Origin of the sequence: Cellulomonas terrae (genome assembly GCF_007990265.1) — a bacterium.
GTDB classification, from domain to species: domain Bacteria; phylum Actinomycetota; class Actinomycetes; order Actinomycetales; family Cellulomonadaceae; genus Cellulomonas; species Cellulomonas terrae.
The window spans coordinates 51,973-75,633 of the sequence record NZ_BJWH01000002.1; the positions used below are offsets into that span (position 1 = coordinate 51,973).

Annotated in this window: 22 protein-coding genes; 13 read left to right on the forward strand and 9 right to left on the reverse strand. The window is 73.1% G+C overall.

Translation table 11 applies throughout. The features are described 5' to 3' along the window. Positions 1-24: 24 nt before the first annotated feature. The gene (ctaE, locus tag CTE05_RS02430; RefSeq protein WP_146844781.1) at positions 25-672 is read right to left on the reverse strand and encodes an aa3-type cytochrome oxidase subunit III; all 648 of its coding nucleotides are present in this window, start codon (positions 670-672) and stop codon (positions 25-27) included. A gap of 299 nt (positions 673-971) precedes the next feature. Here ctaE and CTE05_RS02435 point away from each other — a divergent pair, with 299 nt between their 5' ends. Both CTE05_RS02435 and trpD read left to right on the forward strand, forming a co-directional pair. Beyond that, entirely contained in the window at positions 972-1,406 is a 435-nt protein-coding gene (locus CTE05_RS02435) for a response regulator transcription factor (protein WP_146844533.1), read from the forward strand. Beyond that, a complete protein-coding gene (trpD, locus tag CTE05_RS02440; RefSeq protein WP_146844534.1) occupies positions 1,403-2,470 on the forward strand; it encodes an anthranilate phosphoribosyltransferase in 1,068 nt (355 codons plus the stop codon). Before CTE05_RS02435 ends, trpD begins: the two co-directional genes overlap by 4 nt. 9 nt (positions 2,471-2,479) lie before the next feature. Here the strand turns inward: trpD and CTE05_RS02445 are convergent, their stop codons facing one another. Continuing rightward, positions 2,480-2,761: an Lrp/AsnC family transcriptional regulator gene (locus CTE05_RS02445; RefSeq protein ID WP_146844535.1), complete on the reverse strand. Its 282-nt coding sequence runs from the start codon at positions 2,759-2,761 to the stop codon at positions 2,480-2,482. A gap of 8 nt (positions 2,762-2,769) precedes the next feature. Then, positions 2,770-4,695, reverse strand: a complete 1,926-nt coding sequence (locus CTE05_RS02450; protein WP_146844536.1) for a DEDD exonuclease domain-containing protein — start codon at positions 4,693-4,695, stop codon at positions 2,770-2,772. Positions 4,696-4,796: 101 nt separating this feature from the next. On the opposite strand from CTE05_RS02450, the gene CTE05_RS02455 reads away from it, so the two are divergent. The 4 genes from CTE05_RS02455 (at position 4,797) to CTE05_RS02470 (ending at position 8,968) form a co-directional block, all read left to right on the forward strand. After that, positions 4,797-5,738, forward strand: a complete 942-nt coding sequence (locus CTE05_RS02455) for a LysR family transcriptional regulator (protein WP_246123210.1) — start codon at positions 4,797-4,799, stop codon at positions 5,736-5,738. 103 nt (positions 5,739-5,841) lie between these two features. After that, the gene (locus CTE05_RS02460; RefSeq protein WP_146844537.1) at positions 5,842-7,335 is read left to right on the forward strand and encodes a S1 family peptidase; all 1,494 of its coding nucleotides are present in this window, start codon (positions 5,842-5,844) and stop codon (positions 7,333-7,335) included. Positions 7,336-7,423: 88 nt separating this feature from the next. Next, positions 7,424-8,713, forward strand: coding sequence for an NYN domain-containing protein (locus tag CTE05_RS02465; protein ID WP_146844538.1), 1,290 nt, complete (start codon positions 7,424-7,426; stop codon positions 8,711-8,713). 36 nt (positions 8,714-8,749) lie between these two features. Then, entirely contained in the window at positions 8,750-8,968 is a 219-nt protein-coding gene (locus CTE05_RS02470; RefSeq protein ID WP_146844539.1) for a hypothetical protein, read from the forward strand. Positions 8,969-8,972: 4 nt separating this feature from the next. On the opposite strand, the gene CTE05_RS02475 is transcribed toward CTE05_RS02470, so the two are convergent. Beyond that, positions 8,973-10,787 (reverse strand): AMP-dependent synthetase/ligase, encoded by a 1,815-nt coding sequence (locus CTE05_RS02475; protein ID WP_146844540.1) that lies wholly within the window; start codon positions 10,785-10,787, stop codon positions 8,973-8,975. 209 nt (positions 10,788-10,996) lie between these two features. Between CTE05_RS02475 and CTE05_RS02480 the strand changes: the two genes are divergently transcribed. Next, entirely contained in the window at positions 10,997-11,944 is a 948-nt protein-coding gene (locus CTE05_RS02480; RefSeq protein WP_146844541.1) for an ROK family glucokinase, read from the forward strand. A 36-nt stretch (positions 11,945-11,980) separates the two neighbouring features. On the opposite strand, the gene CTE05_RS20120 is transcribed toward CTE05_RS02480, so the two are convergent. Continuing rightward, complete coding sequence (locus CTE05_RS20120) at positions 11,981-12,607, reverse strand: hypothetical protein (RefSeq protein ID WP_186814709.1); 627 nt, start codon at positions 12,605-12,607, stop codon at positions 11,981-11,983. A 133-nt stretch (positions 12,608-12,740) separates the two neighbouring features. On the opposite strand from CTE05_RS20120, the gene CTE05_RS02490 reads away from it, so the two are divergent. The 3 genes from CTE05_RS02490 to CTE05_RS02500 all read left to right on the forward strand — a co-directional run bounded on the left by CTE05_RS02490 (position 12,741) and on the right by CTE05_RS02500 (position 16,190). Beyond that, a complete protein-coding gene (locus tag CTE05_RS02490) occupies positions 12,741-13,541 on the forward strand; it encodes a lysophospholipid acyltransferase family protein (RefSeq protein WP_235523116.1) in 801 nt (266 codons plus the stop codon). A gap of 79 nt (positions 13,542-13,620) precedes the next feature. Next, the gene (locus tag CTE05_RS02495) at positions 13,621-14,841 is read left to right on the forward strand and encodes a pyrophosphate--fructose-6-phosphate 1-phosphotransferase (RefSeq protein WP_146844542.1); all 1,221 of its coding nucleotides are present in this window, start codon (positions 13,621-13,623) and stop codon (positions 14,839-14,841) included. Further along, the gene (locus CTE05_RS02500) at positions 14,838-16,190 is read left to right on the forward strand and encodes a class II 3-deoxy-7-phosphoheptulonate synthase (RefSeq protein WP_146844543.1); all 1,353 of its coding nucleotides are present in this window, start codon (positions 14,838-14,840) and stop codon (positions 16,188-16,190) included. The genes CTE05_RS02495 and CTE05_RS02500 overlap by 4 nt, the downstream gene beginning before the upstream one ends. Before the next feature lie 54 nt (positions 16,191-16,244). Here CTE05_RS02500 and pknB read toward each other — a convergent pair whose 3' ends face one another. Both pknB and CTE05_RS02510 read right to left on the reverse strand, forming a co-directional pair. Next, entirely contained in the window at positions 16,245-18,260 is a 2,016-nt protein-coding gene (gene pknB / locus CTE05_RS02505; protein WP_146844544.1) for a Stk1 family PASTA domain-containing Ser/Thr kinase, read from the reverse strand. 48 nt (positions 18,261-18,308) lie between these two features. Beyond that, positions 18,309-19,454 (reverse strand): LysM peptidoglycan-binding domain-containing protein, encoded by a 1,146-nt coding sequence (locus CTE05_RS02510; RefSeq protein ID WP_146844545.1) that lies wholly within the window; start codon positions 19,452-19,454, stop codon positions 18,309-18,311. A 144-nt stretch (positions 19,455-19,598) separates the two neighbouring features. Here CTE05_RS02510 and CTE05_RS02515 point away from each other — a divergent pair, with 144 nt between their 5' ends. Then, a complete protein-coding gene (locus CTE05_RS02515; RefSeq protein ID WP_146844546.1) occupies positions 19,599-20,012 on the forward strand; it encodes an Rv2175c family DNA-binding protein in 414 nt (137 codons plus the stop codon). A gap of 9 nt (positions 20,013-20,021) precedes the next feature. On the opposite strand, the gene CTE05_RS02520 is transcribed toward CTE05_RS02515, so the two are convergent. Continuing rightward, a complete protein-coding gene (locus CTE05_RS02520; RefSeq protein WP_146844547.1) occupies positions 20,022-21,143 on the reverse strand; it encodes a polyprenyl synthetase family protein in 1,122 nt (373 codons plus the stop codon). Between the two features lie 9 nt (positions 21,144-21,152). Next, entirely contained in the window at positions 21,153-21,707 is a 555-nt protein-coding gene (locus CTE05_RS02525; RefSeq protein WP_146844548.1) for a hypothetical protein, read from the reverse strand. Between the two features lie 142 nt (positions 21,708-21,849). Here CTE05_RS02525 and CTE05_RS02530 point away from each other — a divergent pair, with 142 nt between their 5' ends. Then, a complete protein-coding gene (locus tag CTE05_RS02530; RefSeq protein ID WP_246123211.1) occupies positions 21,850-22,953 on the forward strand; it encodes a DUF4192 domain-containing protein in 1,104 nt (367 codons plus the stop codon). A gap of 96 nt (positions 22,954-23,049) precedes the next feature. Then, on the forward strand, positions 23,050-23,445 hold the full coding sequence (locus CTE05_RS02535) for a universal stress protein (RefSeq protein WP_146844550.1): 396 nt from the start codon (positions 23,050-23,052) through the stop codon (positions 23,443-23,445). Positions 23,446-23,661 lie beyond the last annotated feature (216 nt).

Here is a 23,661-nt window from a genome sequence, read left to right on the forward strand (position 1 = left end):
GTCGGGCGGGGGCGCCCGTCGCCCCTACTTCAGGAGGTAGATGACCGCGAAGAGCGCGATCCAGACGACGTCGACGAAGTGCCAGTAGTACGACGTCACGATCGCGGTGGTGGCCTCGTGGTGACCGAACCGCTTGGCGCTGAAGGAGCGACCGAGCAGGAACAGGAAGGCGATCAGACCGCCGACGACGTGCAGACCGTGGAACCCGGTCGTCAGGTAGAAGACCGAGCCGTACGGGCTCGACGCGATGGTCAGACCCTCGTGGACGAGCTCGGCGTACTCGTAGATCTGGCCGCCGATGAAGAAGGCGCCCATCAGGTAGGTGAGGGCCATCCACTCGTTCATGCCCCACCGGTTCACCTGGATCAGCGACCCGGTGCGCACGGGCTGGAACCGCTCCGCTGCCCACACACCCATCTGGCACGTCACCGACGACAGCACCAGCACGGTCGTGTTGATGGCCGCGAAGGTGATGTTGAGCTTGGGCGTGTTCTCGGCCCAGGCCTCGGGATCGGCGCCACGGAGCGTGAAGTACATGGCGAAGAGGCCGGCGAAGAACATGAGCTCGCTGGCCAGCCAGACGATCGTCCCCACCGAGACAGGGTTCGGCCGGTTGACGCTCACGTGGGGGCTGGTGCGCGGGGCAGCCGTTGCGGTCGACACGATCGCCATTATGGCTGATGACACCCGTGCATGGGACGTCGGACCCTCAGCGTCGCCACAGGGAAATGTCACACCGTCATGATCCGGAGCCTCGCGCGCGAGGAGCCGGCCCGAGATCATGCGGATCTGCCCGGTCCACGGCGGCCCGTGCGCGCGATTGCGCGGGTTCGTCGCCCCGGCGCGCACGGGCGCGTCGCACGCCTCGTGATATGCGTCCGTGCGACCCGACGGCGGTCCTGCCCTCCCCGGCCCGACGAGCCGTGCCAGAATCCCCCCGGACGCACGTCGACGACGAGTGAGGACCTTCCATGAGCACGGCGCAGCCCGAGAACGCAGGAGCAGGCACCACCCCTGGCCCGCGGATCCTGCTGTACAGCGACGACGTGGACGCCCGCGCGCAGGTGCGCCTCGCGGTCGGGCGCAGGCTCCGGCGCGGCGCGCCCGACATCGAGTGGGTCGAGGTGGCCACCGCCGCCGCGGTGATCGCGCAGACCGAGTCGGGCGGGCTGGACCTGCTCATCCTCGACGGCGAGGCGGACAAGGTCGGTGGCCTCGGGCTCGCGCGCCAGCTCAAGGACGAGATCTTCCGGTGCCCCCCGACGCTGGTCCTCACCGGACGCCCGCAGGACGCCTGGCTCGCGTCCTGGTCGAACGCCGACGCCGTCGTGAGCCGGCCCCTCGACCCCGTCGAGCTGCACGGGGCCGTCGCGGCGATCGTCGAGTCGTCGGCCGTCACCCGATGACGGACGGTCCCACCGCACCGGTCCCGCCCACGTGGCCCGATCTCTTCGCCACGCTGGCGTCACGCCAGGACCTCTCGGCGGCCCAGACGTCCTGGGCCATGTCCGAGATCATGAGCGGCGCGGCGTCGACGCCGAAGATCGCCGCGTTCCTGCTCGGGCTGAAGACCAAGGGCGAGTCCGTCGACGAGCTCACGGCCCTGGCCGACACGATGCTCGCGCACGCCGTCCGCATCGAGGTCCCGGGCCGGACCCTCGACATCGTCGGTACCGGCGGCGACCGCTCCCACACGGTCAACATCTCGACGATGTCCGCCCTCGTCATCGCCGGCGCCGGGATCACCGTCGTCAAGCACGGCAACCGCGCCGCGTCCTCGTCGTCCGGCTCGGCCGACGTGCTCGAGGAGCTCGGCATCCGGCTCGACCACTCGCCCGCCCGCGTCGCGGAGCTCGCCACCGAGGTCGGCATCACGTTCTGCTTCGCGCAGGTGTTCCACCCCTCGTTCCGGCACACCGCCGCGGCACGCACCGAGCTGGGCATCGGGACCGCGTTCAACTTCCTCGGGCCGCTCACCAACCCCGCCCAGCCCCGGTCGGCAGCGATCGGTGTCGCGGAGGCGCGGATGGCACCGCTCCTGGCCGGCGTGCTCGCCCGGCGCGGTGCCGGAGCGCTCGTGTTCCGCGGGGAGGACGGGCTCGACGAGATCGCCCCGACCGGTCCGACCCGCATCTGGGAGGTCCGGGACGGCGGCGTCACCGAGTCGGTGATCGACTGGCAGACGGACCTCGGGGTCGAACGGATCGCTCTCGAGTCGCTGCGCGGGGCGAAGGCGGACTACAACGCCGAGGTCGCGCGGCGGCTGCTCGACGGTCAGACCGGACCCGTGCGCGAGACGGTGGTGCTCAACGTCGCGGCGGCGCTGGTCGCGGACGGCACCCTGCCGGGCACCGCGGAGGGCACGCTCGTCGAGCGGCTGGCCGCGGGGAGCGAGCACGCACGCGCGTCGCTGGACAGCGGCTCGGCGGCCGCGGCCCTGGCGCGTTGGCACGAGGCCAGCGCGCGCTGACGTCGGCCGTCAGTCCTCGAGCCCGAGGGAGAACGCCTGCTCGAGGTCGTGCTGGGAGTACGTGCGGAACGCGATGTACGTCTGGGTACGCAGGACGCCCTCGATCTTGCTCACCTTGTCCGCGATGACGTCGGCGAGGTCGTCGTGCTCGCGCACGCGCACCATGGCTATGAGGTCGACCTCCCCGGTCACGGAGTAGACCTCGCTGACGCCCGGCAGGTCCGCGATCGCCGCGGCGACCTCCGGGATCCTCGCGGCGTCCGAGTCGATGAGAACGATGGCGGTCAGCATGGTCGTCATCATGCCGTGCGCGGCGGACGGGCGCTGATCGGGATGACCCGGGCGGCGTCCAGCTCGAGCGTCACGGGCCGCGCCTCGGCGATGTCGAGCTCCCGCTCCCCGGCGCCACCGTCGGACGCCGGCACGAGCTGCACGACACGGCCGTCCACGGTGGTGGCCAGACGTGGCCGCACGAGGGAACCGACGGCCGCGGCGGGATCGCCCAGCGCCTCCGCCGACCGCACGGGGCACGCCCACGGGGTGTCGACGGCGACGAGCCGGACGCCGGGCTTCTCCAGCCACGCGAGGATCAGGTCGGTCTCCTCCGGATGGGCAGCCGTGGCCGGCGCGACGGCGGGCTCGACCTGCTCACCGGTGGCCTGCAGGGTGGCGATCGTCGGCCGGGGGTCGGTGCGGCGGTCGACGCGTGCCGTCCCCGCGAGCCGTCCGAAGCGCACGAGCACGATCTCCCACCCGCCGTCGTCGGCGCGACGTGCGGCGACCAGCTCCGAGCAGGCGGCGAGCGGTGCGAACCGCTGGGCCCGTGCCGCACCGCGCAGGAAGCCGCCGAGCCGGTCCCGGACCGTCGCGGCCTCCTCGAACCTCTCCTGCGCCGCGAGCCAGGCGATCCGGTCGGCGTGGGCCTCGACGACCGGGCCGGCGTCGGCGAGCATCGCGTGCCGGACCCGCTCGACGACGTCGGCGTAGTCGGGCGCGCTCTGATGGCCCGTGCAGGGAGCGCCGCACCGGCCGAGCTCGGCGAGCACGCAGGCCGAGGAGCCTGCGAGCGCCACCAGGGGGAGCCGACGCGTGCACTGGCGGATCGGGAAGCTCTCGTGCAGGGCCTCGACGGCGAGCTGCGCGGTCGACGCCGAGGAGAACGGACCGATGTAGGTGGCGCCGAGCTCGTCCTTGACCTCGCGGACCACGGACAGGCGTGGGTACGGCTCGGAGGTCAGCCGGACCCACGGCATGCGTTCGGGGAACCGGGAGCGGCGGTTGTACCGGGGGGAGTGGGCGGCGATGAGCCGCAGCTCCCGGATGCGTGCCTCGAGCGGGGTGGCGCACGGGATGGGGTCGACGCGGTGCGCGACCCGGACCATCTCGATCATCCGGCTGCGCTTCTCGGCGGACGTGAAGTACGAGCGGACGCGCTGGCGCAGGGACGTCGTGGACGTGCCGACGTACAGGACCTCGTCGCCAGGTCCGCGGAACAGGTAGACGCCGGGGCTGTCGGGCAGCCCGTCGGCGAGGGTGCGCTTGCGGCGCACGTCCTGCGGCACCGGGTCCGTCGCGGTGGCGAGGTCCTCCAGGTGCGTGACGCCGAGGGGCGCGAGCCGTGACAGGAGGGCGTGCAGCACGTCGACCGTCGCTTGCGCGTCCGACAGGGCCCGGTGGTTGGGCGTCACGGTGGCGTGGAAGAGCCCGGCGAGGGTGGAGAGCTTGTGGTTCGGTGCCTCGTCGCGCGTGACGACCCGCCGGGCGAGCCGGACGGTGTCCACCACCTGGTTCCCGGGCCACGCGTGGCCGGTCCGGGCCGCGGCCGCCTTGAGGAAGCTGATGTCGAACGGTGCGTTGTGCGCGACGAGCACGGCGCCGCGCGAGAACTCGAGGAAGCTGGGCAGCACCTGCTCGATCGGCGGGGCGCCGATCAGCATGGTGGTGGTGATCCCGGTGAGGACCTGGATGAACGGCGGCACGGGGCCGCCGGGGTCCACGAGCGTCTGGAACTCGCCGAGGACCTCGCCGCCGCGCACCTTGACCGCCCCGATCTCGGTGATCGCGCAGTCCGCCGGGGTGCCCCCCGTGGTCTCCAGGTCGACGACGACGAACGTGACGTCCGACAGCGGCGTCCCCAGGTCCTCCAGGCTGAGCTGGACCGGCTGCCCGACGGGGTGGGGCGAGGCGTCCGCCCAGACGGGGCGCAGGCGGCGGACGGTCGACATGCCCCGGACGCTACCCACGGCCACCGACACGACCGGGACCTGGAGGCGGTGGGTCGTGGCCGGACCTCCCCTCGAGGGTGACAGGTCGATAGTTTCGACCGATGGAGCTCGAGCTGCGTCACCTGCGCCTGATCGTCACCGTCGCGGAGCAGGGCTCGGTGACGCGTGCGGCCAGCGCCCTCGGTCTCTCGCAGCCGGCCCTGACCGCCCAGCTCAACCGGATCGACAAGACGTTCGGGGCCGCGGTGTTCACCCGCGACCAGCGCGGGGCGCGTCCGACGGCGTTGGGGGAGTTCGTCCTCGGCCGGGCCAAGGTCCTGCTCCCGGCGATGGCGGCGCTCGTCGAGGACGCGCACCGGATCGTGGCCGGCACGCAGGTGCGGACCCGGTCGGTGCGGGTGGGCACGGCGAGCACCGCGCTGGGCGGCCTCTTCGTCAACCGGCTGATCTCGGAGCTGGACGTCGAGGTCACGAGCGTGACGCTGCCCGACGTCGACGGTGTCTCCGACCAGCTGGCGTCGGGGTCGCTCGACGTCGGGCTCGTCGGACTGTGCGGGACGGCCGAGCCGCCGGTCGTGGACGGGGTCCGGTGGTCGCGGGTGAGCACCGACCCGGTGTTCGTGCTGGTCCCCGACGACCACCCGCTCGCGGCGCGTCCGATGGTCACCCTGGGGGACCTCGCGGACGCGGAGTGGTTCGGGGTGACCGGCGCGGGCTGCTTCCAACGGTGCTTCGTCACCGCGTGCGCACGGGCGGGCTTCACACCGGGAAAGGTGAGCGAGGCGGACCGTGCTGCGTGCGTCGACCTGGTGCGCGCCGGGCACGGTGTCGCCCTGGTGCAGCCGACGTTCCCGGACACCCCGGGGGTCTCGGTGGTCCCGCTCGCGGGCGCCCCGCTGGTGTGGGCGCACCACGTCGGGTGGCGGGACGAGAGCGCGGCGCTGCCGGTCGCGGGTGTCGTCGACGCCGCCGCCGGCGCGCACGCCGAGGCGGTCAGCCGCAGCAGCCCTCGCTTCGTCGACTGGCTGACCCCCAGGGCATAACCGCGGTGCTATGGCCCGCGAGTGATCTAGCGCTTCGACAGCTGTCATCCGTACTGTGACAACCGGCCTACCCGGCCGAAGTGACGACGGAGGGACGACAGAGATGACGCGACACACCTGGCGAGCGTTAGTCACGGCCTGTGCGGCCGGTGCGCTCGTCGCCGGACCGCTGGCGGTCGGATCGACTGCCGCAGCGTCCGACCCCGGATCCACCAGCCCCCACGACCTCGGCATCGTGCAGAAGGTCGACCCCGGCATCGCCCGCGCCCTGGAACGGGACCTCGGGATCAGCAGGTCGGACGCGGCAGCGCGGCTGACCTTCCAGTCCCGGGCGGCAGGGATCGAGGACGCCCTGGAGCGCAAGCTCGGCGCCAGCTTCGCAGGCGCCTGGGTCGATCCCACGAAGAACGTGCTGTACGTCGGCGTCGCCGACCGGAGCGCCGCGCCAGCAGTTCAGGCCTCGGGCGCGAAGGCGGTCGTGGTCGACGACACGCTGGCCGAGCTGCAGAGCTGGCAGGCGTCTCTCGACGCGGCGATCCCGGCCACCGCCGACCAGGTCCCCAGCTGGTACGTGGACGTCGCCACCAACTCCGTCGTCGTCTCGGTGCGCGCCGGTGGTGAGGCCGCGGCGCAGGCCCTGGTCGAGCGCGCGGGAGTCCCGGCGGGGTCGGTGACGTTCGAGGCCACGCAGGAGGCGCCCCGGACCTACATCGACATCATCGGCGGGAACGCCTACTACATCGGCAGCGGCTCGCGCTGCTCCGTCGGGTTCGCCGTGACCGGTGGGTTCGTCACCGCGGGACACTGCGGCCGGTCGGGCGCGACGACGACGTCGCCGAGCGGGACGTTCGCCGGGTCGAGCTTCCCCGGCAACGACTACGCGTGGGTCCGGGCCGCCTCGGGCAACACGCCCGTCGGGGCGGTGAACCGCTACGACGGCTCCCGGGTCAGCGTGGCCGGGTCGACGGACGCGGCGATCGGCGCCTCGGTCTGCCGGTCCGGGTCGACCACGGGGTGGCGCTGCGGCACGATCCAGGCCCGTGGCGCGAGCGTCACGTACGCGCAGGGCACGGTGAGCGGGCTGATCCGCACGAACGTGTGCGCCGAGCCCGGTGACTCGGGCGGCTCTCTGATCGCAGGCACGCAGGCGCAGGGCGTGACGTCCGGCGGGTCCGGCAACTGCTCCTCGGGCGGCACCACGTACTTCCAGCCCGTCAACGAGATCCTCTCGGCCTACGGCCTCACGCTGACCACCGGTGAAGGAACCACGCCGCCTCCGACGACGTCGTGCTCGGGCTACTCGGCCAGCTACCAGGGCTCGCTCAGCTCCGGGGCAGCGGTCGCGCAGCCGTCCGGCGGGTCCGTGACCGTGACACGCAGCGGCACCTTCCGCCTGTGCCTCGCGGGACCGTCCGGCGCCGACTTCGACCTCTACCTGCAGAAGCGCAGCGGGTCGTCGTGGTCGACCGTCGCGCAGGGCACGACCTCGTCGAACAACGAGGCGTTCACGTACAACGGCACGTCCGGCACCTACCGGTACGTCGTGCTGGCGTACTCCGGCTCCGGCTCGTACGTCCTGGGCGCCACGACCCCCTGACGTCGGCACAGGACGCGGCCCGACGTCCACCCTCGCCGGGGTGGCCGTCGGGCCGCGTCACGTCGTGGGGCGACCTAGGGTGCAGGGCATGGGTGGTGCGGGAGCGGCCGGCGACGACGCCGGCGAGGTGCCGTCGGCGCTGCGCGCAGCGCTCGTGCAGGTCGCGGCGGACGTGCTCGGTGCGGCCGAGCCGGCCGAGGTCCCGCAGTCGCTGCGCGCGGTGCACCGGTTCGCGCCACGACGCCGCGCGACGGCGGGCGCCGGGCCGCTGTGGGTGGCGCTGCAGGACGACGCCTTCCGCGCCCGGGTGGCGCGGGTGTGGGCGCAGGACAACCCCGAGCTCGCCGGGAGCCTCGCCGCCGACGCCGACGAGCCCACCCGCCCGGCCATGCGGGCGGCCGTGGGTGCCTGGCTCCTGGGCGCCGCGGTGTGGCGCGACCTGCTGCCCGCGGACGAGTCCGACGCCGGAGCCGACGCCGCACAGGTGAGGGCCCGGCTCGAGCGTGCCCAGGCCGAGGCAGAACGGCTCCGGTCGGACGCCGCCGCGGCACGGGACGAGGCACGCGCTGCCCAGGAGCAGCTCGTGGCGCTCCAGCGCGAGCTCCGGCGGCTGCGCTCGGACGCGGACCGCGCACGCAGCGAGGGGCGACGGGCGGCCGACGACGCCCGAGCCTCGCTCGACGCGGCCGAGGTCGCGCGGTCCCGTGCCGAGGCCGACCTGCGGCAGGCGCTCGACGAGCGACGTTCCGCGAACGCGGAGCGCACCGCTGCCCGCGCGGAGCTGCGTGCGGCGCGCAAGCTCGCCGACGTCCGGGTGCGTCTGCTTCTCGACACCATCGTCGACGCCGCGAGCGGCCTGCGGTCCGAGCTGGCACTGCCGCCCGTGGCGGACCTCCCCGCCGACCTCGTGAGCCCGCCCACCGAGCGGGCCGTGGTGCGGCCGGGCTCGCGCGGACGCTCGGTGGACGACCCCGCCCTCCTCGACGAGCTGCTGCGCCAGCCCTGGGCGCACCTGGTCGTGGACGGCTACAACGTGTCCAAGTCCGGGTTCGGGGAGCTGTCCCTGGCGGAGCAGCGACGCCGCCTCGTCGACGGCCTCGCCGTGGTCGCCGCCCGCACGGGCGCCGAGGTGACGTGCTGCTTCGACGGCCAGGAAGGTCAGACGCACCCTCCCGGCGGGTACGCACGAGGGGTCCGCGTGCTGTTCGCGGTGGGGGAGATCGCCGACGACCTCATCCGCCGGCTCGTCCAGGCGGAGCCGCCGGGACGCGTGCTGGTCGTCGTGACGAGCGACCGGGAGGTGGTCCGCGACGTCGAGACCGCGGGCGCGTGGGTCGTGCCGTCGAGCACCCTCGTCGCTCGCCTGCAGCGGCTCTGAGACCCGGTGTCGGTGGTCGTGGCTAGCGTCCGACCCATGATCATCGACTGCGACACCTGCACGGCGCGCGCCACCGCGTGCGCGGACTGCGTCGTGACGTTCCTGACCATCCCTGTGCGCGCGGCTCCGCCCGTGCCGGTCTCCGCGGCCACGGCCGCAGGGGCGGTCGAGCTCGACGCCGCGGAACAGCACGCCATCGGCGTGCTCGCGGCCTCGGGACTCGTCCCGCCCCTGCGACTGGTGCGTGCCGTGTGAGCCGTCAGTCCTGCGCCGGCCCCTCGTACAGCGCGTCGACCTCGCCTGCGTAGTCCTTCAGCACCTCGCTGCGGCGGATGCTCAGCTTCGGCGTGAGGTAGCCGTTGGCGATGGTGAGGTCCGTGTCGAGGATGCGGTACTTGCGCACCGACTCCGCTCGCGACACCGCCTTGTTGGCCTTCTCGACGGCCTTGTCCAGCGACGCCAGGACGTCGGCGTCCTTGCTCGCCTCCGCGAGCGTCATCGTCGGCTTGCCGTGGGCGGCCAGCCAGCCGGGCACACCCTCGGGGTCGAGCGTGATGAGCGCACCGATGTAGGGGCGCTGGTCGCCGACCACGACGACCTGGCTGACCAGCGGGTGCGCACGGATACGGTCCTCGAGCACCGCGGGGGCGACGTTCTTGCCGCCGGCCGTGACGATGATCTCCTTCTTGCGTCCCGTGATCCGCAGGTAGCCCTCGTCGTCGAGCGATCCCAGGTCCCCGGTCCGGAACCAGCCGTCGTGCATGGCCTCCGCCGTCGCGGCCTCGTTGTTGTGGTAGCCGCGGAACACCTGGATGCCCTGCAGCTCGATCTCCCCGTCGGCAGCGATCCGGACGCCGCTGCCGGGCAGCGGGAGCCCGACCGTGCCGATCTTGGTGCCCCGGCCGGGCCGGTTGACGGTCGCGGGAGCGGTGGTCTCCGTCAGGCCGTAACCCTCGAGGACGTTCAGGCCGAGGCCACGGTAGAAGTGGCCCAGGCGCTCGCCGAGGGGCGCGCCGCCCGACACGGCCCAGCGCGCCTGGCCCCCGAGCGCGTTGCGCAGCTTGTGCAGCACCAGAGCGTCCGCGACCTTGTGCTGGAGGCGCAGCCACGGGCTCGGTCCCCGCGGGTTGTCCAGAGCGCGCGAGTACACGATCGAGGTCTTGGCGGCCCGCTGGAAGATCGATCCCTTGCCGGCGGCGGCGGCCTTCTGCTCGGCGGAGTTGTAGACCTTCTCGAACACGCGGGGCACCGCGAGGATGAACGTCGGCCGGAACGTGCCGAGGTCCTCCAGGAGCGTCACGGTGCTGGGGCTGTGCCCGAGGACCGCGCCGGCCGGGATGCACAGCACCTCGATGAACCGCGCGAAGACGTGCGCGAGAGGCATGAACAGCAGGGTGCGGGCACCGGGCTCGCTGAACACCTCGTGCAGGTCCGCGACGGCGTTGACGGTCAGCTCGTAGAAGTTGCCGTGCGTGAGCTCGACGCCCTTGGGGCGGCCGGTGGTGCCCGACGTGTAGATGATCGTCGACACGTCGCTCAGCGACGCGAGCGCACGGCGCCGGGCGATCTCGTCGTCGGTCACCTCGGTGCCGCCCGTGACGAGCGTGTCGACGGCGCCGTCGTCGATGACGAGCAGCTCACGCAGGTGGGGCGCCTCGGCGCGGACCTCGTCGACGACGGCCGCGTGCGCGGCGGACTCGACCACGAGCAGGGAGACGTCCGCGTCCGTCAGGATCCACAGGACCTGCTCGGCCGACGAGGTCTCGTACAGCGGGACCGGCACGGCGCCGGCGGCCCACACGGCCCAGTCGAGCAGCGACCACTCGTAGCGGGTGCGCGACATGATCCCGACGCGGTCCCCGGGCTCGACGCCACGCGCGACGAGACCCTTCGCGACGGCCACGATCTCGGCGTCGAACTCCCGCGCGGTGAGCGGGATCCACGGGCCGTCCTGCTGCGACTTGTGCTCGACGAGCACTCCGTCGGGCGTGCTGGCGACGCGCTCGGCGAACAGGTCGTTGAGATTCTTCGAGGGGTCGACCTCGACGCGCAACGGGAGGTGGAACTCGTCCATGCTGGCTCCAGTGACAGAGGGGCGAAGTGTGCCCTGAGGATACGGGACGTGCGGCCCGGCGCAGGGAGCACCCGAATGGGTACGCTCTGCGGCGGGCAGGTGGCGGTCCCGTCGGGCGTGTGAGCCCAGGGCCGCGCAGGCGGATAGCGTGGGAGCCCGCACCGGACGGTAGCGAGCACGGGTACGAGCGCGTAGGAGCACACACGAACATGCACGCCATCGGTGTGGACATCGGCGGGACGAAGATCGCGGCAGGCGTCGTCGACGAGGACGGCACGATCCTTGCCAAGACGCGTCGCGACACGTCCCCGGACGACGTGGCGGGCATCGACAGGGCGATCGCCGAGGTCTACCTCGAGCTCAGCACCTCCTACGAGGTCGGCGCCGTCGGCGTGGCGGCGGCCGGGTTCGTGTCCGCGGACCGCTCCTCGGTGCTCTTCGCGCCGAACATCGCGTGGCGCGACTACCCGCTGCGGCAGAAGGTCCAGGCGATCCTCGGCGACGAGGACGTCCTGATCGTGGTCGAGAACGACGCCAACGCGGCCGGCTGGGCCGAGTTCCAGTTCGGTGCGGCGCGCGACGTCGACGACATGCTCATGCTCACCGTGGGCACCGGTCTGGGCGGTGCCATCGTCTCCAACGGGAAGCTCGTCCGTGGTGCGTGGGGTGTCGCCGCCGAGATCGGCCACATGCGCGTGGTCCCCGGCGGGCACTACTGCGGCTGCGGTCACGAGGGCTGCTGGGAGCAGTACGCCTCCGGCAGCGCGCTGGTCCGGGACGCGCAGGCGACCGTGATCATCAACCCGGAGCGGGCGACGCGCCTGCTCGAGCTCGCGGGCGGCAACGTCGACAAGCTCACCGGCCCGCAGGTCACCCAGGCGGCGCAGGAGGGCGACCCGCTCGCCGTCGAGCTGCTCACCGAGCTCGGCCGCTGGGTCGGCGAGGGTGCCGCGTCCGCCACGGCGCTCCTCGACCCCGCCCTGATCGTCGTCGGCGGCGGCGTGGCCGACGCGGGCGACCTGCTCCTGGCGCCCGCACGCAAGGCCTTCGCCGAGCAGCTCTCGGGCCGCGGCCACCGTCCGGAGGCGGCGATCGTCGTGGCGTCGATGGGCAACGACGCGGGCCTGGTCGGCGCGGCCGACCTCGCGCGCGGCTGACGACGGGGTGCCGGTCACGACGGTCGCCCGAGCCGGTCAGACCACCGCGCCGGTGTCGTCGTCGTCGGGGTCCCGCCGGTGCGGCATACGCCACAGCAGCACGCCGACGCCGACGACGAAGAGCGCTGCCGCCGCCTGCACGAGGGCGGGGGGAGCGTCACGCCAGACCACGAGCACGACGAGCAGGAAGATCGGCACACCCGCCGCAGCGCACCATGCCATCGTGAGCAGCGGGTCGCCGCCCAGGACGGGTCCGGGGTCGGGCGGCACGAAGTGCTCCTCGGCGTCGATGCTCGCCTCGGCGTCGTCGATCTGCGCGGTGCCGTCCCAGTCCCGACCGCTGAGCTCCGGCGACGCGTCCGCGGCGGGACGCACGACACGCCGGTCAGCGACCCATGGAGCGACCGGGAAGGACAGGCCCGAGGCGGGCTCCGTGCCGGCACCTGCGGGCGGGACGCTCTCGGGCTCCGGGGACTGCTCGACGCCGTCGTACCCGTCGAGCTCGCCCAGCTCGGCGACGATCGCCGCCCAGACCTCGTCGTCGGTGGGGTCCGGTGGTGCGGCATGATCGGGCAGCTCGCCGGAGGCGTCGGGCGACGGCGGCGGGACGTCGGCGCCCGTCGGCTGGACGCCGTCGTCGGAGTCGTCAGGGCGAGGTGCCATAGGAGCACTCTAGAGTCGGACCGAGCAGTCGGGGTGCTTCGCGCTCGGCTCCGGTTGCTGCAAGGGGTCGTCAGGAGCGAGCACCAGGCTCGGGTGGACGGACAGTCCGTGTGTCGGGTCGAGAGGTGAGCCGTTGTTCTACTGGTTGATGAAGCGGGTGTTCGTGGGCCCGCTGCTGCACCTCGTCTACCGGCCGTGGGTGCGCGGCGCCGAGAACGTGCCGGAGGAGGGTGCCGCCATCCTGGCGAGCAACCACCTCGCGGTGATCGACTCGTTCTTCCTGCCCCTGGTCCTCGACCGTGAGCTCGTGTTCATCGGCAAGCAGGAGTACTTCACCGGTGCCGGGATCAAGGGCCGGCTGACCGCGGGGTTCATGCGCGGCGTCGGGACCATCCCGGTGGACCGTGGGGGCGGCAAGGCCAGCGAGGCCGCGCTGCGCACGGGCCTGCGCCGCCTGGCGGACGGGGACCTCTTCGGCATCTACCCCGAGGGCACCCGCAGCCCCGACGGCCGCCTGTACCGCGGCAAGACGGGCATCGCACGGCTGGCCCTGGAGTCGGGCGCCCCGGTGATCCCGGTCGCGATGGTCGGTACCGACGAGGCGCAGCCCCCCGGCCGGCGGATCCCGAAGGTCATGCGCATCGGCGTCGTCATCGGGGAGCCGCTCGACTTCAGCCGCTACCAGGGGATGGAGAACGACCGGTTCATCCTGCGGTCGGTCACCGACGAGATCATGTACGCGGTGATGAGCCTGTCCGGTCAGGAGTACGTGGACGTCTACGCGGCCACGCAGAAGGCCCGGATCGCGACCGGTCACCCCGCCGTCGCGGGCGACGCCGCCGACCACCTGCCGGCCGCCCCGGGCGGTCGTCCCGTGCCGGACGTCCAGGTGCCGGTACCGCCGCAGGACGAGAGCGGGACGTCAGTAGGATGACGCGGTCGGCCGCAGCGCCGACGTCGTGGTGCGCCGCCGTTGCGGGTGTGCCGAAGGTTGTCTACGAGAGGTGTGTCTCATGTCGGTTCGTCGCGTCGCCCTCCTGACCGCAGGTGGCTTCGCCCCGTGCCTGTCGTCCGCCGTCGGCGGGCTCATCGAGCGGTACACGGAGATCGCTCCCGACATCGAGATCATCGCCTACCAGCACGGCTACTACGGCCTCCTGCGCGGCGACAAGATCGTCGTCGACGACGAGACGCGCGCGAAGGCCGGCCTGCTGCACAAGTTCGGCGGCTCGCCGATCGGCAACTCGCGCGTCAAGCTCACCAACGCGAAGGACTGCGTCAAGCGTGGGCTCGTCCAGGAGGGCCAGGACCCGCTGCAGGTGGCGGCCGAGCAGCTCAAGGCCGACGGCGTCGACGTGCTGCACACCATCGGTGGCGACGACACGAACACGACCGCCGCAGACCTCGCCGCCTACCTGCACGAGAACGGCTACGACCTGACCGTCGTCGGCCTGCCCAAGACGATCGACAACGACGTCGTGCCCATCAAGCAGTCCCTGGGCGCCTGGACGGCGGCCGAGGAGGCCGCCGGGTTCGCCGCGAACATCATCGGCGAGCACCGGTCCGGCCCGCGCATGCTGATCGTGCACGAGGTCATGGGCCGGCACTGCGGGTGGCTCACCGCCGCGGCTGCCGCTGAGTACCGCAAGTGGCTCGACACCCAGGAGTGGGTGCCCGGCATCGGTCTCACGCGGGAGCGCTGGGACATCCACGCCGTCTTCGTGCCGGAGCTCGCGCTCGACATCGACGCCGAGGCCGCGCGCCTCAAGGCGATCATGGACGAGCAGGGCAACGTCAACATCTTCCTGTCCGAGGGTGCCGGGATGCACGAGATCGTCGAGCAGCTCGAGGCCGCCGGCACGCCCGTCGAGCGCGACCCGTTCGGGCACGTGAAGCTCGACACCGTGAACCCGGGACAGTGGTTCGCCAAGCAGTTCGGGGAGAAGCTGGGCGCCGAGAAGACGATGGTGCAGAAGTCCGGGTACTACTCGCGCGCCGCGGCCGCGAACGCGGAGGACCTGCGGCTCATCAAGTCGATGACCGACCTCGCCGTCGAGTCCGCCCTGCGCGGCGAGTCGGGCGTGATCGGGCACGACGAGGAGCAGGGCGACGTGCTGCGTGCCATCGAGTTCCCGCGCATCGCGGGCGGCAAGGCGTTCGACGTCTCGCAGCCGTGGTTCGGTGCGCTCCTGCAGGACATCGGTCAGCCCCTGGTCCCGGCGAGCCACTCATGAGCGTCGAGCCGGACCCGCAGGTCGTCGCCGGGCTGGACGCCTGGCGCTCGATGGGGGCTCTCCAGCAGCCCCAGTGGCCGGACGCGACGGCCCTCGACGCCGTGACCGCGCGGCTGTCCACGCTCCCCCCGCTCGTCTTCGCGGGCGAGGCCGACCACCTGCGCGCCCAGCTGGCCGCCGCCGGTCGCGGTGAGGCGTTCCTGCTCCAGGGCGGGGACTGCGCGGAGACGTTCAGCACCGCGACCGCGGACAACATCCGCAACAAGATCAAGACGATCCTGCAGATGGCGGTCGTGCTCACGTACGGCGCGAGCCTGCCCGTCATCAAGATGGGCCGGATGGCCGGGCAGTACGCCAAGCCCCGCAGCTCGGACACGGAGACCCGTGACGGGGTCACGCTGCCGGCGTTCCGCGGCGACATCATCAACGACTACGAGTTCACGCCCGAGGCCCGCACGCCGGACCCGCAGCGGCTGCTCGAGGCGTACCACACGTCCGCGTCGACGCTGAACCTCATCCGGGCGTTCACCACGGGTGGCTTCGCGTCGCTGCTGCGCGTGCACGAGTGGAACCGCGGCTTCATGGCCAACCCGTCGTACTCGCGCTACGAGGAGATCGCGGCGGAGATCGACCGGGCCATCCGTTTCATGGCCGCCTGCGGTGCCGACTTCGACGCGCTCCGGTCGGTCGACTTCTTCTCCAGCCACGAGGGTCTGCTGCTCGACTACGAGCGCCCGCTGACCCGCATCGACTCGCGGACCGGGCTCCCGTACGACTGCTCGGCGCACTTCGTGTGGATCGGTGAGCGGACCCGTCAGCTCGACGGCGCGCACGTCGACTACTTCTCGCGCGTGCAGAACCCGTTGGGCATCAAGCTGGGCCCGACGACGTCGGGTGACGACGCGCTCGCGCTTATCGACAAGCTGAACCCGCAGGGCGAGGCCGGCCGCATCACGTTCATCACCCGCATGGGCGCCGGGAAGGTCCGCGACCTGCTGCCCGCGCTGGTGGAGAAGGTGACCGCGGACGGTCGACCGGTCACCTGGGTCTGCGACCCGATGCACGGCAACGGGATCACGTCGGCGTCCGGGTACAAGACGCGACGGTTCTCCGACGTCATGGACGAGGTCGCCGGCTTCTTCGAGGTGCACCGCGGGCTCGGCACCGTGCCCGGCGGGCTGCACATCGAGCTCACCGGCGACGACGTCACCGAGGTGCTGGGTGGGTCCGAGGAGATCGACGACGAGGGCCTCGCGCGGCGGTACGAGACGCTCGTCGACCCGCGCCTGAACCACCAGCAGTCGCTGGAGATGGCGTTCCAGGTCGTGGAGCTGCTCCGCGCGTCCTGAGCTCTGGTACGGACGCAGCCCGGCCCGCCTCGCGCGGTGCCGGGCTGCGTCGTGTCAGACGACGGTGAGGAGGATCTCCGTCCCGACCTTCACGGGCTGGTCCGCCGGGGCGCTCTGCACCCGGACGGTGCCGAAGATGCCACCGAGGACGTTCTCTCGCTTCACCGTGAGCCCCAGCTTCTCCAGCTGGGCCTTGGCGGCGTCGAACTGCTTGCTGACGACGTTCGGCATGGTGACGAACTCCGGGCCCTTGGACACGTTGACCGCGATGGTGTCCCCGCGGTGCCCCTCGGCGCCCGCGACGGGGCTCTGGTCGACGATCAGGCCGGGAGCGACGGTGTCGCTGTAGACCTCCGTCGGCGCGAGCGCGAGCCTGTCGGGCTCGAGCTGGGCGGTCGCGTCCGCGACGGTCATGCCGACGACGGACGTGATCGTGACCGGCTCCGGCCCCTTGGAGACGGTGAGCCGCACCTCGGTGTCCCGGATCGTCTGGGCACCGGGCTCGGCGGCGGTCCCGTCCGGGAGGGTCGCGCTGATGATCGTGGTGTTCGGCGCCGTGTCGCTGTATTCGGGCTCGGCGTAGGTGGCCTTGAGGCCCGCGGCGACGAGGGCTGCCTCGGCGTCGGCCTGCATCGCGCCGACGACCCCCTCGGGGAACGCCACGTAGTCGGGGCCCTTGGACACCGTGAACGCGACGGTGCCGTCCTTGCGGATGCGGTCGCCCTGGCCGGGGTCCGTCGCGACGACCTCGCCGGCCGGCGCCTCGGCGTCGAACGCGGCTGTCGGGTCGGCGGCGAGCCCGGCGCGGTCGAGGATGGTGATCGCCTCGGCCTCGCTCTGGCCGATGATCGTCGGGACCGTGGTGTAGGCGCCCGGCCCGACCTGCAGGTACCACCACGTGCCGGCGCCGACGAGGGCTGCGAGCACCGCCAGCAGGACGACCCAGCGGGCGCGGTGCCGGGTGCGCGGCGGGTCGGCCGGGGGAGCGGTCAGCACCTCGACGCCGACGCCGAGGCCGATCGGCAGCGCGACCGTCGTCCCGCGCCCGTCGCCGGTCTCGATGAGGGTGGTCTCGTCATCGGCGCCCGCCACGGACTCGTCGTCGCGGGAGTCGTCGTCCGACCCGGGCGCCTCGAGGTCGGTCTCCGCGGGGTCGGTCGCCGTGGGGAGCACGATCGACGGGGCGACCGCGGCGTGACGCGCCAGGGTGTCGTCGTCGAGGGCGGCGCGGGTCCGGCGGAGCAGCGCGAGCGCGGCCGCGGCGTCCACCGGTCGGTCGTCGGGGTCGCGGGCGGCGAGGGCCCGCACGGCGTCGTCGATCTCGATGGGGAGCCAGCCGACGAGCTCCGAGGGTGCCGGGACGTCGTTGTTGACGTGCTGGAACGCCACCTGGATGGGGGTCTCGCCGGTGAACGGCTGGCGGCCGGTGAGCATCTCGTACAGCAGGATCCCGCAGGCGTACACGTCGGTGCGGGCGTCGCTGTCGCCACGGACGACGAGCTCGGGCGCGAGGTACGCCACGGTGCCGAGCACGGTCCCGGTGGTCGTCGCGGTGACCTCGGTGACGGCGCGCGCCAGGCCGAAGTCCGCGAGCTTCACGCGACCGTCGGAGGCGAGCAGCACGTTCTCGGGCTTGATGTCCCGGTGCACCAGGCCCACGCGGTGCGCCGCCGCCAGCGCGTCGAGCACGCTCTCGCCGATGCGCAGCGCGTCGCCCACCGTCAGGGCACCGCGCTCGCCGATGTGCCGGCGCAGGTTGCACCCGTCGATGTACTCCATCGTCAGGTAGCTGGTCTCGCCGTCGACGCCCTGGTCGTACACGCCGACGAGACCGGGATGCGTGAGGCGGGCGGCCGTCCGGGCCTCGCGCCGGAACCGGGCGACGAAGTCGGAGCCCGACGTGCCCTCGGCGAGGTGCGCGTGCATGACCTTCAGTGCGACGTCCCGGTCCAGGCGACGGTCGACGGCCAGGTAGACGGTGGCCATGCCCCCGCGCGCGATGCGGGACACGACCTCGTACCTGCTGTCGACCAGGCGGCCGACGAACGGATCGGTGACGGTGGCTCCCACGCCAGGGAGTCTACGGTCGCGGGTGCCCCAGATGCCGTAGGCGGGGCCTCAGCGGAACCGCGTCATGTGCGTCTGGACGTTGGCGACGTAGCGCCGCGTGTCCGCGAACATGCCGTTCTTCTTCACGGAGGACGCGCCCTGGTAGTACCCGGCGATCGCCGTGGGCAGGTCGGGGGCGTTCCCGACGAGCGCGCGCAGGATGGCGACGCCCGCCGTCACGTTGTCGTCCGGGTTCACGAGGTTGAGCTGGCGACCCACGAGGTCCGACGCCCACTGTCCCGACGTGGGGATGACCTGCATGGTGCCGATCGCGTTGGCGGGGGAGACGACCGCGTGCTTGAACCCCGACTCCTGGAACGCGACCGCCTGGGCCAGGGCCGGGTCGACCCCCATGGCGCGGGCCGTCGCGACGATCTTGGCCTGCATCTCTGCCTTCGACGGCGTCGGGGAGCTGCGCAGCGTGGTGAGGTTCGCGTTCGCGGCGGCGACGACCGAGTCGGCATAGGTGCGCCCGGCGAACGTGTTGCCGACCGTCGCCGTGGACGGCGCGGCGACGGGCACCGGCACGGTGAGGGTCTGCCCGATGCGGATCATGGCCCGGGAGTCGAGGCCGTTCGCCGCGACGACCGCGGCGACGGTGGCGCCGTGCTTTGCGGCGATGGCGGTGACGGTGTCGCCGGACCGGACGGTGTGCGAGACGGACCCTGCGGCCTGAGCCGCGGCGGCAGGAGCGGGCGCGGCCGCTGCGGCGCCACCGGCTCCCGGGATCGACAGCATCTGGCCGATGCGGATGAACGCCCGGGAGTCGAGGCCGTTCGCCGCGACGACGGCCGCGACGGTGGTGCCGTGCTTCGCGGCGATCCTGCTGACGGTGTCACCGGGGACGACCTTGTAGGCGGCGGCCACGGGCGCAGGCGCCACGGCGGCGGGAGCGGGGGCGGCGGCGGTCGGGATGGTCAGCACCTGACCGATCCGGATCCGGGAGGCGTCCCCCAGCGCGTTGGCGCGAGCGATCGCGGCCACGGTGGTGCCGCTGCGGGTGGCGATGTGGCTGACGGTGTCGCCGCTGCGGACCGTGTACGACTCGTCGGCGTGGGCCGCACCTGCGGTGGCGGTCACCCCGACGACAGCCAGCGCGAGCGTCGCGCCGGTCCCGGTGGCGACGCGGCGGGCGGTGGCCTGGTGGTGCGACATGGTGCCTACCTCATGGTGCGGAAGTGAACGGATGGTGCCTGTGTGACTGGAGTGACAGAATGCGAACGTATCCGAATACTGCACGGGGGGAAAGCGCGCGGGGGAATTGCGGGGGTGTAATTCAACGATGCGTACTCTTGTCGGGTGAACGATTCTGCAGAGACCCTCGACCGGCTGGTCGACGAGTGGCTCACCATCCCTGATGTCGCCGACCGGCTCGGCCTCGACGCCTCGAAGGTGCGCCGGATCGTGCAGGAGCGCCGCATCATCGGCGTCCGGCGCGGCGACCCGCGCATCTTCGTCGTGCCCGCCGCGTTCCTCGTGCCGGGGCACCTCGCCAACCCGGCTCAGCCGACCACCCCCGACGCGGGGCAGCCGTGGACGGTCCTCGCCTCCCTGCAGGGCACGCTGACGGTCCTGTCGGACGCCGGGTTCTCCGACGAGGCAGCCATCGAGTGGCTCTTCACCCCCGACGACTCCCTGCCGGGGACGCCGATCGAGGCGCTGCGCACGGGGCGCAAGACCGAGATCCGGCGCAGGGCCGCAGCAGAGCTCTGACCCGCCGGCTCAGGCGCGCCGGTCGACGGCCGCGTGCGCGAGCCCGATCAGCTGCGTGCGCGCCGGCTCCTCCCAGGGCCGCGCGTCCATGAGGGCGAAAGCGCGGCCGGCCAGGTCGTCGATGAGCGCCTCGACGTCGTCGGGGGCGCCGGTGTCGCGGATGGCCGTGGCGAGCGTGACGACGTCGGCGTCCGTGAGCGCACGGTCGCCGAGACGCGTGCGCAGCAGCTCCACGGTCGCCTCGTCGGCCGAGGCACGTGCCCGGGCCATGGCCCGGGCGGCCAGGATCGTGCGCTTTCCCTCGCGCAGGTCGTCCCCCGCGGGCTTGCCGGTCGTCCGCGGGTCGCCGAACACCCCGAGCAGGTCGTCGCGGAGCTGGAACGCCTCACCCAGCGGCAGCCCGAGCGTGCGGCAGGCCTGGAGCTCCTCCTCGCCGGCGTCGGCGAGGGATGCGCCCAGGACGATGGGGTGCTCGACGCTGTACCGGGCTGCCTTGGCGCGGATGACCTCGCGTGCGCGTGCCTCGTCCGACGCCGGGTCGTCACCCCACGGCAGCGCCTGCGCCAGCACGTCCAGGTACTGCCCGACGGTGACCTCGGTCCGCATCAGGTCGAACACGGCGCGGGCCCGCTCGGCCCGAGCGAGCGGTTGCAGGGCCAGTGCCCCTGCGAACTCCTGCTCGCTCGCGATGAGGGTGAGGTCGCCGAGCAGGATCGCGGCCGACATCCCGAAGCGCTCGGCGTCCCCGGTCAGGCCGCGCTCGGCGTGCAGGCCGGCGAACGCCCGGTGCGCGGCGGGGAAGCCGCGGCGGGTGTCGGAGTCGTCCATGACGTCGTCGTGGAACAGTGCGGCCGCCTGGAACAGCTCGAGCGCAGCGCCGACGCGCAGCACCGCGTCCGCCTCGGGGGTCCCGGCCCGGCCGCCGTGGGCTCGCCAGGACCAGTAGCAGAACGCCGCCCGGAGCCGCTTCCCGCCCGTGAGGATCTGGGCGACCGCGTCCGCGAGCACGTCCGCGTCGCCGCTCGCCGCGCAGAGCACGGAGCGCAGGCTGGTGACGTGCCTGGTCAGCACCTCGTCGATGCGGGTTCGGACGTCCTCGACGTCGACGAGGGACGGGGTCGCGGGGCTCACGCGGGCAGCCTACGGCGCCGCCGCGCGGACCCGCCCCCCGAGCGTCAGGGTGCGCTCGTCGTCCCGGTCGAGGATGCCGACGACGAGCAGCTCGGAGCCGTCGCCGCGGGAGAACGTGGACTGCGCCGCCAGGCCCGGCTCGGCGGCAGGTGGCGCGTTCTCGACGAAGCCTGCTGCGACGAGCGGCGCCCGGACGGCGTCGAGGAGCCCGGCTGCGTCCTGGGCCGTGCGCAGGTTCAGGCTGACGGCGGTCAGGTCGGTGCCGTCGACAGGCGCCGCCGACGAGAGCAGGACCTCGGCACCGTCCGGGACCGGGACGAGTGCGGTGGGGAAGCCCGTGACCAGCTCGCCGACCGCGGAGTGGGCGTCGTCGTCCGTCTCGGGCAGCAGCGTCTCCGAGGGAGCGGCCTCCGGGGTGGCCAGGGCGGCGGCGCTCCCGGTGGGAGGGCTCTGCCCGGGGCTGCTCGTCGTGCACGCCGTCGTGGAGACGCCGAGAGCCAGCGCCACGACGGCGGCGAGAAGGCCGGAGCGGGCGCGCGCTGGGAGGGGCGCGGGACGGGGCATCGCGACAGGGTAGTCGCACCCCGGGACGCCGAGACGCCCACATGCCTGTCCTCGGCAGAGGCCGTGCACAGATCCGACGACGGGCGTCCCCGGTCGGTCGACGCTGCGATGGGCTGGCGCCATGCAGACCACCACGCTCCGGGTGAGCGAACCCCAGGAGATCCTCGCGCTCGTCCCGCACCGGCTCGGCTTCCGGCCCCGGGACAGTGCGGTCGCCGTCAGCCTGCGGCCACCGCGCGGGGCGGTCGGGCTCGTCGTCCGCGTCGACCTGCCCCACCTTGCCCACCCGGCCGACGGTCCCCTGCTCGCCCGGACGCTCGTCGCACACCTCGGCCGTGACGGGGGCCGCCGCGCGATCCTCGTGCTGTACACCGACCGGGACCCGCGTGAGCAGGACGGCATCGCCCAGGTGGCTGCCCGGCACTTCCGTGAGGCGGCGGAGGATGCGCTCGGCGACGTCCTGGTCTGGGTGGTCACCCCGACCGGCTACCTCTGCCTGGACTGCGCCGAGGACTGCTGCCCGCCCGGTGGCAGGCCGCTGCGCGACCTCGACTCCACCCAGGTGGGTGCCACGCTCGTGCTCGCCGGCTCCGCCGTCGCGGACTCCCGGGAGGACGTCGCGCGGATCCGGCCGCAGCGCGCCGACGTCCGCCGGTCCACGGCGCGGGTCCGGCGCCGGTGGGAGGACCGGTGCGCCGAGGCCGTGGTCGCAGGCGACGACGCCGTCGGCCGGTGGCGGGAAGACTCCCTCGCGGCCTGGCGACAGGCGGTCGCGATCGTCGGGGCGGGCGAGCCGGGATCCGGGGGAGCCCCGTGGGGACGCGTCGAGGCCGGGCTCACCGACCGCCGCGTGCGCGACGGCGTGCTGGTCGCGCTGGTCCCCGGCACCTCCGACCTGCCCGAGCGCTGCGTCCGCACCGTCCCGTCCACACCGGAGCTCGACGCCGCGCTCGGCGGTGCGCTGGCGCTCATCCTCGACCCGCGCCGTGGCATCGTCCCGCCTGCCCGGCCCACGGCGGTGCACGAGGCGGTCCTCGAGGCCGTCGTGGCGCGGGGCAGGACCGGGGCGCAGGCTCCTGCGCTGACCCTCCTGGCCCTGCTCGCGTGGTGGCGCGGCGACGGCGCGCGGGCGCGTCTGCTGCTCGACGGTGCGCTCGACGCCGACGCCGAGTACCACCTCGCGGAGCTCCTCGACGACGCGTTGGCGGCCGCGATCCCGCCCGGGTGGGTCCGGCACACGGACTGACCTGCGAGGAGATCCCACCGGTGAGGTCGTCGCGGCCCGTCGCCTCCGGTAGCGTCACGGTCACGGCGGTGTTGCCGCGGGACGAGGGGAGGACCGATGGGCATCGTGGTCGGCTATCTGGCCACTCCGGAAGGTCGGGCGGCCCTCGGGGCGGCGATCGAGGAGGCACGGCAGCGCGACACGCGGGTCGTGGTCGTGGTGAGCACGCGCCCCGATGCTCCGGAGGAGCAGCGCGGCGCGCTCGAGTCGGACCTCGAGCAGGTCCGGGCGGACCTCGCGTCCGCGGGCGTCGACCACGAGGTGCGGCTGCTCAGCGGCGGTGACGTGGCGGACGACCTCATCCTGACCGCGGAGGAGGTCGGCGCACAGCTGGTCGTCCTGGGCCTGCGGCGCCGCAGCCCCGTCGGCAAGCTCATCCTCGGTGCCAACGCGCAGCGCGTGCTCTTCGACGCCCCGTGCCCGGTGCTCACCGTCAAGCCCGGCCCCGCCTGACGCGACCGCCGACACACCCGGACGGCTGATCGTCGGGATCGGCCGAACGTGCTCGTCCGCGCGGGAATCTCTGGCGTCCGCCGCTCGTTGAGCACGAGAACCCCATGACCGCCGTCCGCGACGGCCGAGTCGTCGTGCCCGTGATCGCGCCGACCGGCCCCCGGGGTCGGTACAATATCCATCTACCTCCCGGCCCCGTTCCGGGTGTCGCGCTGC

Bases quoted from the DNA above. Each gene is read 5' to 3' on its own strand.
- ctaE (WP_146844781.1), bottom strand. From the start codon at position 672: ATGGCGATCGTGTCGACCGCAACGGCTGCCCCGCGCACCAGCCCCCAC.
- CTE05_RS02435 (WP_146844533.1), top strand. From the start codon at position 972: ATGAGCACGGCGCAGCCCGAGAACGCAGGAGCAGGCACCACCCCTGGC.
- trpD (WP_146844534.1), top strand. From the start codon at position 1,403: ATGACGGACGGTCCCACCGCACCGGTCCCGCCCACGTGGCCCGATCTC.
- CTE05_RS02445 (WP_146844535.1), bottom strand. From the start codon at position 2,761: ATGCTGACCGCCATCGTTCTCATCGACTCGGACGCCGCGAGGATCCCG.
- CTE05_RS02450 (WP_146844536.1), bottom strand. From the start codon at position 4,695: ATGTCGACCGTCCGCCGCCTGCGCCCCGTCTGGGCGGACGCCTCGCCC.
- CTE05_RS02455 (WP_246123210.1), top strand. From the start codon at position 4,797: ATGGAGCTCGAGCTGCGTCACCTGCGCCTGATCGTCACCGTCGCGGAG.
- CTE05_RS02460 (WP_146844537.1), top strand. From the start codon at position 5,842: ATGACGCGACACACCTGGCGAGCGTTAGTCACGGCCTGTGCGGCCGGT.
- CTE05_RS02465 (WP_146844538.1), top strand. From the start codon at position 7,424: ATGGGTGGTGCGGGAGCGGCCGGCGACGACGCCGGCGAGGTGCCGTCG.
- CTE05_RS02470 (WP_146844539.1), top strand. From the start codon at position 8,750: ATGATCATCGACTGCGACACCTGCACGGCGCGCGCCACCGCGTGCGCG.
- CTE05_RS02475 (WP_146844540.1), bottom strand. From the start codon at position 10,787: ATGGACGAGTTCCACCTCCCGTTGCGCGTCGAGGTCGACCCCTCGAAG.
- CTE05_RS02480 (WP_146844541.1), top strand. From the start codon at position 10,997: ATGCACGCCATCGGTGTGGACATCGGCGGGACGAAGATCGCGGCAGGC.
- CTE05_RS20120 (WP_186814709.1), bottom strand. From the start codon at position 12,607: ATGGCACCTCGCCCTGACGACTCCGACGACGGCGTCCAGCCGACGGGC.
- CTE05_RS02495 (WP_146844542.1), top strand. From the start codon at position 13,621: ATGTCGGTTCGTCGCGTCGCCCTCCTGACCGCAGGTGGCTTCGCCCCG.
- CTE05_RS02500 (WP_146844543.1), top strand. From the start codon at position 14,838: ATGAGCGTCGAGCCGGACCCGCAGGTCGTCGCCGGGCTGGACGCCTGG.
- CTE05_RS02510 (WP_146844545.1), bottom strand. From the start codon at position 19,454: ATGTCGCACCACCAGGCCACCGCCCGCCGCGTCGCCACCGGGACCGGC.
- CTE05_RS02525 (WP_146844548.1), bottom strand. From the start codon at position 21,707: ATGCCCCGTCCCGCGCCCCTCCCAGCGCGCGCCCGCTCCGGCCTTCTC.
- CTE05_RS02535 (WP_146844550.1), top strand. From the start codon at position 23,050: ATGGGCATCGTGGTCGGCTATCTGGCCACTCCGGAAGGTCGGGCGGCC.